Source organism: Acinetobacter sp. UBA6526, assembly GCF_002434875.1.
GTDB lineage: Bacteria > Pseudomonadota > Gammaproteobacteria > Pseudomonadales > Moraxellaceae > Acinetobacter > Acinetobacter venetianus.
Genome location: NZ_DJLC01000252.1, coordinates 1 through 8,331, shown reverse-complemented (window position 1 = coordinate 8,331; position 8,331 = coordinate 1). Strand labels below are relative to the sequence as shown.

At 38.6% G+C, this 8,331-nt stretch carries 12 protein-coding genes; 8 read left to right on the top strand and 4 right to left on the bottom strand.

The window, feature by feature from the left end; genetic code table 11:
* The 7 genes from B4237_RS17485 to B4237_RS17455 all read left to right on the top strand — a co-directional run.
* The coding region (locus B4237_RS17485) for a putative quorum-sensing-regulated virulence factor (RefSeq protein ID WP_286944267.1) at positions 1 to 356 on the top strand (356 nt) is incomplete at its 5' end.
* A 4-nt stretch (positions 357 to 360) separates the two neighbouring features.
* Positions 361 to 1,461 (top strand): hypothetical protein, encoded by a 1,101-nt coding sequence (locus B4237_RS17480; RefSeq protein WP_286944266.1) that lies wholly within the window; start codon positions 361 to 363, stop codon positions 1,459 to 1,461.
* A 139-nt stretch (positions 1,462 to 1,600) separates the two neighbouring features.
* On the top strand, positions 1,601 to 2,023 hold the full coding sequence (locus B4237_RS17475) for a helix-turn-helix domain-containing protein (protein WP_061516507.1): 423 nt from the start codon (positions 1,601 to 1,603) through the stop codon (positions 2,021 to 2,023).
* Entirely contained in the window at positions 2,024 to 2,371 is a 348-nt protein-coding gene (locus B4237_RS17470; RefSeq protein ID WP_286944263.1) for a hypothetical protein, read from the top strand.
* Positions 2,364 to 2,633 carry a hypothetical protein gene (locus B4237_RS17465; protein ID WP_286944261.1) on the top strand — a complete coding sequence of 90 codons (270 nt, stop codon included), beginning with the start codon at positions 2,364 to 2,366 and terminating at the stop codon, positions 2,631 to 2,633. Before B4237_RS17470 ends, B4237_RS17465 begins: the two co-directional genes overlap by 8 nt.
* 2 nt (positions 2,634 to 2,635) lie before the next feature.
* Positions 2,636 to 2,839, top strand: a complete 204-nt coding sequence (locus tag B4237_RS17460) for a helix-turn-helix domain-containing protein (RefSeq protein ID WP_286944259.1) — start codon at positions 2,636 to 2,638, stop codon at positions 2,837 to 2,839.
* Positions 2,839 to 3,039 (top strand): helix-turn-helix transcriptional regulator, encoded by a 201-nt coding sequence (locus B4237_RS17455; RefSeq protein ID WP_286944257.1) that lies wholly within the window; start codon positions 2,839 to 2,841, stop codon positions 3,037 to 3,039. The genes B4237_RS17460 and B4237_RS17455 overlap by 1 nt, the downstream gene beginning before the upstream one ends.
* On the opposite strand, the gene B4237_RS17450 is transcribed toward B4237_RS17455, so the two are convergent.
* Positions 3,017 to 4,240 (bottom strand): tyrosine-type recombinase/integrase, encoded by a 1,224-nt coding sequence (locus B4237_RS17450; RefSeq protein WP_286944255.1) that lies wholly within the window; start codon positions 4,238 to 4,240, stop codon positions 3,017 to 3,019. The genes B4237_RS17455 and B4237_RS17450 overlap by 23 nt on opposite strands.
* Before the next feature lie 182 nt (positions 4,241 to 4,422).
* Positions 4,423 to 5,679, bottom strand: a complete 1,257-nt coding sequence (gene icd / locus B4237_RS17445; RefSeq protein WP_004878398.1) for an NADP-dependent isocitrate dehydrogenase — start codon at positions 5,677 to 5,679, stop codon at positions 4,423 to 4,425.
* A gap of 194 nt (positions 5,680 to 5,873) precedes the next feature.
* On the opposite strand from icd, the gene B4237_RS17440 reads away from it, so the two are divergent.
* Positions 5,874 to 6,677: an rRNA large subunit pseudouridine synthase E gene (locus tag B4237_RS17440; protein ID WP_007481676.1), complete on the top strand. Its 804-nt coding sequence runs from the start codon at positions 5,874 to 5,876 to the stop codon at positions 6,675 to 6,677.
* 199 nt (positions 6,678 to 6,876) lie between these two features.
* Here the strand turns inward: B4237_RS17440 and B4237_RS17435 are convergent, their stop codons facing one another.
* Both B4237_RS17435 and B4237_RS17430 read right to left on the bottom strand, forming a co-directional pair.
* A complete protein-coding gene (locus tag B4237_RS17435; protein WP_061396600.1) occupies positions 6,877 to 7,284 on the bottom strand; it encodes a hypothetical protein in 408 nt (135 codons plus the stop codon).
* A 188-nt stretch (positions 7,285 to 7,472) separates the two neighbouring features.
* Positions 7,473 to 8,331, bottom strand: an 859-nt coding sequence (locus B4237_RS17430; protein ID WP_286944252.1) for an NADP-dependent isocitrate dehydrogenase, incomplete at its 5' end; no start/stop codon positions are given.

The following is an 8,331-nucleotide window of genomic DNA, read 5'->3' as shown; positions in this document are numbered from 1 at the left end:
TTTGTACTTTAGCTTTGGCGCATATGGTATGGCCAGATGATGCACATAACCTCTCAGCATTAATCTACAAATTCACAAATGGATCTGAAAAGGCACGCCAAAGTATTCGAAATGCTCATAACGCCAAACAGGATGTTTTGCTTACTGCAGTTCTACTAAAGAATATTTGCAAAGTGCTTGGTGTGAAAGACATGCAGTCTCTTTTCTTGTTTTCGGAACAAGCCCGCATCCCTACGCATCTAACCTTCGGAAAATACAAAGGTACACCGATCAAAGATATCCCTGCTGATTATGTGATCTGGTTACTCAAACAAGATGACTTAGATCCATATTTACGCAAAGCATTAAAAGGATAAGAAGATGACAAATATTTTAAATGCACAAGAAGCTTTCACTGCTCTACAAAAAGGTAAAACTGTTCTATGTCGTTATGCTGGTGATGGCACTCTTCATGCTGATAAGGATTTCAGCACCCTGGATCAGATGCCAGCGACGGTTTTTGTTTTACCGAATTATGAATTTTGTGTTCAAGTTGAAATGTTGGAATTGGCTGGTATTAAGTTTACCAAGCCTTTAACAATTGATGAGATTGAGCAAGGACAAGATGTATTTTTAATCCAACCCCATGCTGTGATTCTTCAATATAAATTCAACGAAAATATTGATGAATTGGTTACTGGTATTCGCAGTGGATTTGCTCAACGTGATTTTGATAATGCGAAACTACAATATGAGGCATTGTGTTCAGCTGTCGGAGGATCTGTTTATGAGGTAAGTTTAGAAATTGCAGAACAACCTAAAAAAAGACGCACATCCAAAAAACAGAATGATGTTATCGAAGTTAAACAGCAATCTAATATCGCTGCTAACGACGATAATTCTTTAGATGACATTATTGGTCCTGTTTCAGCCCAAAGCCCCGCCTCAAATGATGTTGAAAAAAAGACATCACCTGAACTATCGCCTGAAATTTGTGATGGATCTCAGCCCCCTATCTCATTTGATGCTGTTGCTGCAGCCGCAGTCTCACACGCACAAAAAATCGATAATGAAACGAGTCAAAAAAATTCAGATCGAAAACTTGTTGAGGAGGACGACGAGAAGTATCAAGAAAAATTGGTCACTCTTAAAAAACGAGTTGATGAGTCTTTAACACCAACGGAGGTTAATGCTGTTGTTAAATACACAAACTCTTGGTCATCCGAACAGCGTCAACCATTATTGAAGTACATGCACAAACGCCTTGAAGTACTTCAGCAAAATAAAACTGCAGAACAACCCTCTTTAATGGTTCGCATTCAAAATGCACCAGACCTAACAACCTTAGACGCTCTTGAGATCGACATTTCGTCTTTAGATCCAATCATTCAGCCAGAAATGATGCGATATGTGAAAACACGCCGATTAGAGCTTGAGAAAAACGCAACCGTTGCAGCTATTAGTGATGAGGATCTTCCATGAAATTTAAATATTCAACCCTCACACGAACACTCACCGTATTCGGTAGCAAGATGACTCATATTTTTGAGAATGTCGGAATTGGTGAACTGGAAGACCTCTTAACTAATGCAAAGTTTAAAGAAGCAACTTGGAGAAAGTAATGGATTTAAATATTGAAATTGAAGAGTTCAAAACGGCTTGGTTGTCTTCAGGTGGTCATTTCAAGTTTTATGAATACAACCCCAAATTTTCTAAATTCGAGCCTACAGGGTTTAACGGCACTTTAACCCAAGAAGAATTACTTAGCGCATTAGTTACGGTAAATACCAGTTGGGGTATGTGGCAAAAAGCCAAACAGGCGAAAAGTGATGGCGTAGTTATACGGGCATCAGATATTGAATATGCAATCTTATCTGGTCCAGAGAACGTAAAGCAGCTTGAAGAACATTTAGAAAATGTTGTGGCTCAAAAAGCATTGGAAAAATGTCACGGCAACATTTGTAAAGCTTCAAATTTAATTGGAATCAATCGTGGAACCCTTTCAAAGCGACACAAGCGATTCATTCAGAAGAAGGTGGCGTAAATGACTAAAGATATTGAGAGAGAGGCTTTTGAGGCAACTCAAAACACTAATGTGTTATTTGAGCGTATTGAATATATTGCATCTATGGATGCTTATATGCCTAAGCATGAATTTGCAAATAACTTAATTGTTATGCAGTCAGCAGAACGTTTTAACTTTGGTTGGTCAATGTGGAAATCTGCAACAGAACGCGCAGAGAAAAAACTCGAAGGTTGCGTGGTGGTGCCTATTGAGCCGACAGATTTAATGATCAATGCATATCGTGATAATTCTGTTGCGCCTGTATCAACTCTAAGCGTATCTGGCTATAAAGCAATGCTAGAAGCAGCTAGGGGCGGAAATGAGTAATCTATATCGAATTGAAACACTAGGTGACTTTCTGAAAATTCCTGCTGACCGCATTGAGGAATGCATGAAAGAACTAGCATGTCACCTAACGGCTATGCGCATGACAATTGATAACTTTGGCTTAGAACCACAAGGAAATGAAGTCAAATCTTTCACTTGGGAAGATGACGGAAAGCAGGACTTAGAAATTAAAGCATCTGTAGGAGATCAAACTATTAATGTGAAGTTTTCTAAAGAACCAAAAGCGGATACGGAGGGGTGAAGATGTTGACTGGTGTGATTTTAACAGAACGCAATATTGAAGATGCAATTAATAAAGGTGAAGTAAAAAGCCTTATTCACCATCTTGAAAATGTTGTAGTTCAGAAAGCTTTGATAAAAACACGCGGCAATATTTCTCAAGCTGCTAAATTGGTAAATATGAATCGCGGCACAGTTAATAAGATTCGCAAACGTGCGGAGGGTTAATGATGCAAAGGCCTTACTTAAAAACTTCCGAAGTAGGTCAACGCTATGGCGGTGTTAGTGCTCGAACTATTCACCGCTGGCAAGAGACCAGAAGCTTTCCAAAACCAGCTATAAGCTATCGAGGCGGTTCAAATCTTTGGAAAGTATCAGACCTAGAAAAATGGGAAGAATCTCAAGCTATATCAGAGGGTACGGCATGACAATTTGCCGTAGCCTTTCCACCCACTTTGTTAATGCTTCTTTTTGTTCATCAAGATAATCATGCTTATCGTATGTTCTCCAAATTACTGGTAACACATGACCAAGCATGATTTCTGCTATATGCAGCTCAGTAATTGTCGACATGTTCGTTCTAAAAGTTCTTCGTAAATCGTGAAGTGACCAGTGGTCTAAAGTGACCTGTTCTTCTCTAAAAAGATATTCTGTCAAATCATAAGGCAAACTCAATAAAGCCCCTCTACTCACTGGCTGATGCTTATTTTTGGCGGTAACAAATAAATATTCTGAATCATTAAGAGTGGCTGCTAAATCAAATAGCTGCAAAGTTTCAGGTATTAAAGGCCTAATCAGTGGTTTTCTAGTTTTCTCACCATTCTTGTGATTTTCAGGCGGAATAATCCATGTCATTGAATCCCTGTCTATGTGTTCCTTTTTAGCGGTTCTTAATTCACCTGAACGGCATCCATAAATAAAGCATAATTGTACAAATATTCGATTTCTTATATACATACGACTACGCATTAAACCTTGCCATATATATGCAATTTCTTGGTCGTTTAGCGTTCTATCTTTCGGAATGTACTCAATGTGAAGGTCTTCTTTTGAATCGATGTTGGCAAGTGGATTTAAAACACAAAGTTCGCGTTTAATGGCCCAGTTATACATTTGCTTTGTGTTAGATAGTATTCGCTCAGTGATGGATGGTTTTTGTTCGGCTAATGGTTCAAGTAGATTAAGCCAATTTCTTACTGAAATTCTATTGGCTGGCAAATCACCAAACTCTTTGAACACATATAATTCGAATGAGCGATAAATATCATTTGCACTTTTCTTATTTTTAAATAAATATTTTTCATGCCATTCATCAAATATGCCTTTAAAAGTTAGGCTTTCACGATCCTGATTGATCTTCTCTAATTTTTTCTCAACCCTTGGGTCTATGCCTTTTTCAATGAGCGATCTAATTTCTAAAGCCTTTTCTCGCGCCTCTTTTAATGAAATTAACGGATAGCTGCCCAAATCGATTCGAGCGCCTCTACCATCAAATCTAAATCTGATTTGAAATGTTATTTTTCCTTTTGCTGAAACTCGGGCACTCAAAGAATCCCTATCTGATTTTTCTTCTACTTTTTCTCTAGGCTTGCCAGCATTAGCTTTAAGCCATGTTTCTGTAATCGGCATTTGTACATAATCCAGTTTTAAGACAAATAACTAAAATTATGTACACGCTCTTGTACATAATATTGTTTTCTTGACTTGATGATTGGTTGTCCTTACTTGACTGATGTATTGTACCGAAAACATTGATTCTATCAATAAAAAAGAGCAGTACTTGACTGCCCTTTTCTTATGATGACTTTTGTCTAATCTTCCATATGTTCAATGATCGCTCGACCAAACTCTGAACAACGTAACAAAGTTGCATTTGGCATTAGACGCTCAAAGTCATAAGTCACAGTACGAGCGGAGATTGCACCAGAGACCCCTGTGATAATCAAATCAGCAGCTTCTACCCAGCCCATATCACGTAACATCATTTCAGCTGACAAAATAATCGACCCCGGATTGACTTTATCCTGTCCTGCATATTTCGGAGCTGTACCGTGAGTTGCTTCGTAAACCGCAATTGCACCACCAATATTTGCACCCGGCGCAATGCCAATTCCCCCAACCTCAGCAGCAAGTGCATCGGAAATATAATCACCATTAAGGTTTAATGTCGCAATCACAGAATAGTCAGCAGGTCGCATCAAAATTTGTTGCAAGAAAGCATCTGCAATCACATCTTTGATAATGATGTCTTTGCCTGTTTTTGGATTTCTAATTTTTACCCAAGGACCACCATCTAATAACTCACCACCAAAACGCTCAAGAGCCAATTCATAGCCCCATTCTTTGAATGCGCCTTCGGTGTATTTCATGATATTGCCCTTGTGAACAAGCGTCACAGAAGGTTTGTCATTATCAATTGCGAACTGAATAGCTTTGCGTACCAAACGCTGAGTACCTTCTTTGGAAACAGGTTTGATTCCAATACCACAACCCTCTGGGAAGCGGATTTTGGTTACACCCATTTCCTCTTGTAGGAATTTAATGACTTTTTTGGCTTCTGGAGAGTCGGCCTTCCATTCAATCCCAGCATAGATATCTTCTGAGTTCTCACGGAAAATTACCATGTCTGTTAGTTCAGGATGCTGTACTGGTGATGGTACACCTTCAAACCAGCGCACAGGACGAACACATACATACAAATCTAATTCTTGGCGTAAAGCGACATTCAATGAACGAATACCACCACCAACAGGTGTGGTTAATGGGCCTTTAATTGATATAATAAACTCACGTAGAGCTTCAAATGTTTCTTCTGGCATGTATGTGCCATAAATTTTATCGGCTTTTTCACCGCAGTAAACTTCCATCCATTCGATTGAACGTTTACCACCGTAAGCTTTTAAAACTGCAGCATCTACTACTGCTTTCATTGCTGGTGTAATATCCACACCAATACCATCACCTTCAATGAAAGGAATGATTGGATGATTTGGAACATTCAGTGACAGGTCTGCATTCACTGTGATTTTGTCACCATCTGCAGGAACCACGATCTTCTGATAACCCATTTTGCAGGTTCTCCCTCATGTATTTAGCGAATTTATACATGCCTTCTATGGCATACTTTCGTTTTTTATTACATGAAACAGTTTAGTTCAAAACAAAGGTTGTTTGCGATTTATACGGGAAATAACAACATTTTCCCTATAAATAAAAACCGTTACTTTTGTGATGCCGCCTAAAACCCAAGTAGTATATTTATATGAAAATAGTCGTATTTAACAAACCTTTCGACGTATTGTCGCAGTTCCGTGAGGATGAGGCTCATCTCACGCTTGCTCATTTTATTCACGACCCAGATTTACGTCTCGCAGGTCGATTAGATCTTGACTCAGAAGGTCTGATGTTTCTTACTGATCACGGCGGTTTAAATCAATACATTACCAACCCAGTGAATAAGAAATTTAAAACTTATCTCGCTCAAGTTGATGGTGATGTAACTGAAGAAGCACTTGAGCAACTTCGTAAAGGGGTTGAACTTGCTGATGGTATGACTTTACCTGCAAAAGCGATCAAGGTTGATGCACCTGAATGGTTATGGGAGCGTGATCCACCTGTTCGTTACCGTGCAAATATTCCGACGAGTTGGATTGAACTACAAATCTGTGAAGGTCGTAATCGTCAAGTTCGTCGTATGACAGCTGCTGTTGGTTTTCCGACTTTGCGTTTGATTCGTACTAAGATTGGTTCTATTGATTTAGTTCGTATGGGTTTACAACCGGGCGAGCAAACCGAAATCGAACCTTTGCTATATCCTGATTTTAAAGATGTGCCTGAAGATAAGCCTTATCGTTCTCGTTCTTACGTGAAAAAACCAGGTGGTACTGGCGGTAAGCCAATGCATCAGAAAAAGAAAGATGGCGATGCAAAAGGTGGGGAAAAGAAAAAGTCAGGTACAAAGCGTATTTGGCAAATGGATGAAAGCGAGAAACCACGTCGTAAGACCAATGGTACGACGCGTCCAAATACCAAAGCACCACGCGGTCGCACCCGTAATGGTCGTTAAGCTTCTGGCATTTGTTTTAGCTTAAAACCTAAACAAATTAAAAGTTACACTAAACAATTTAATCATTAACACATTATCCAAAAATTTACCTGTCTGAGCTAAGCTAAAAATAGCCTCAACTCAAACAGGTAAATTATTTTTTTAAGATGTATGCTCTGAGCTAATCTAGATAATTTTCAATCATCGAATATGGGCTGCTTTATTCAAAAAGCTTAAGCCAATTAGTAGACAAAAATTGCTTATCTTCTTCTTTAATAAATCCTGATGATTTAATTAAAATATTCTCAGCGGTTATAGCCAATTCAGGTATAGATGAATCAAAGTCAAAAATAAATTGATATTTTCCACTTCCTAAATCCACAACACTATATTTATTGATATAAAATTGCCCACTACCCAAGTCATTTATAATGCTAAATCTATCAATTGATGCATTTTCAAAAACAACTAATGCTTTCTCAAGAGAGTACGTTTCCAATTCGAAATTAAATTCGGAAAAAATATGAATATATAAAAGCACATTTAATTTACATAACTTTGAATCCCAGTCTAACAAAAACCCATACAGTCTAGAATCGTGTAATTTCTCAAGATGTTCATCAAACATTTTATTCACAGCACCTCTCTATCTCAACTGAGACATTTTATTTATATTAAAATTAATTAAATAAAAAATATTATCATGCAAGTCAGAATCTAAAAAATTACTCTTAATATTCCTATAAAACAAAAAACCGATGCTTACGCATCGGTCTCTTTACATTACCAACAAGCTTGTTAGTTCTGTATTAACACTTAAATTGTTTCAAGCGCAGCATTAAGCGTAGCACTTGGACGCATTACAGCATTTACTTTTGCAGTATCTACTGCATAATAACCACCGATGTCCGCAGCATTACCTTGCACTTGAGCAAGCTCAGCAACAATTTTCTGTTCATTTTCAGCCAATGCTTTTGCAAGAGGCGCAAATTTAGCTTTTAACTCAGCATCTTCGTCTTGAGCAGCCAAAGCTTCAGCCCAGTACATTGCTAAGTAGAAGTGGCTACCACGGTTATCCAACTCGCCTGTACGGCGCGATGGAGACTTGTCATTATCAAGAAGTTTACCAGTTGCTTGATCTAATGTTGTAGCAAGCAATTTAGCGCGGTTATTATCTTCTTTGATACCAAGCTCTTCTAAAGAAACAGCAAGCGCGAGGAACTCACCTAAAGAATCCCAACGCAAATGATTTTCTTCTACAAGCTGTTGTACATGTTTTGGCGCTGAACCACCCGCACCTGTTTCGTACATTCCACCACCAGCCATCAACGGCACGATAGACAACATTTTCGCTGAAGTACCCAGTTCCATGATTGGGAACAAATCAGTTAAGTAGTCACGTAAGATGTTACCAGTTACAGAAATCGTATCTAAACCACGAGCTACACGCTCAAGCGTATAACGCATTGCACGAACTTGTGACATGATTTGGATATCTAGACCATCTGTATCGTGATCTTTCAAGTACTCTTCAACTTTCTTGATCAACTCATTTTCGTGTGGACGGTATGGATCTAACCAGAAGATTGCAGGCATACCAGAGTTACGCGCACGCGTTACAGCAAGTTTCACCCAGTCACGGATTGGTGCGTCTTTCACCTGACACATACGCCAG

Bases quoted from the DNA above. Each gene is read 5' to 3' on its own strand.
- B4237_RS17465 (WP_286944261.1), top strand. From the start codon at position 2,364: ATGAGTAATCTATATCGAATTGAAACACTAGGTGACTTTCTGAAAATT.
- B4237_RS17460 (WP_286944259.1), top strand. From the start codon at position 2,636: ATGTTGACTGGTGTGATTTTAACAGAACGCAATATTGAAGATGCAATT.
- B4237_RS17440 (WP_007481676.1), top strand. From the start codon at position 5,874: ATGAAAATAGTCGTATTTAACAAACCTTTCGACGTATTGTCGCAGTTC.
- B4237_RS17480 (WP_286944266.1), top strand. From the start codon at position 361: ATGACAAATATTTTAAATGCACAAGAAGCTTTCACTGCTCTACAAAAA.
- B4237_RS17455 (WP_286944257.1), top strand. From the start codon at position 2,839: ATGATGCAAAGGCCTTACTTAAAAACTTCCGAAGTAGGTCAACGCTAT.
- B4237_RS17435 (WP_061396600.1), bottom strand. From the start codon at position 7,284: ATGTTTGATGAACATCTTGAGAAATTACACGATTCTAGACTGTATGGG.
- B4237_RS17470 (WP_286944263.1), top strand. From the start codon at position 2,024: ATGACTAAAGATATTGAGAGAGAGGCTTTTGAGGCAACTCAAAACACT.
- icd (WP_004878398.1), bottom strand. From the start codon at position 5,679: ATGGGTTATCAGAAGATCGTGGTTCCTGCAGATGGTGACAAAATCACA.
- B4237_RS17475 (WP_061516507.1), top strand. From the start codon at position 1,601: ATGGATTTAAATATTGAAATTGAAGAGTTCAAAACGGCTTGGTTGTCT.
- B4237_RS17450 (WP_286944255.1), bottom strand. From the start codon at position 4,240: ATGCCGATTACAGAAACATGGCTTAAAGCTAATGCTGGCAAGCCTAGA.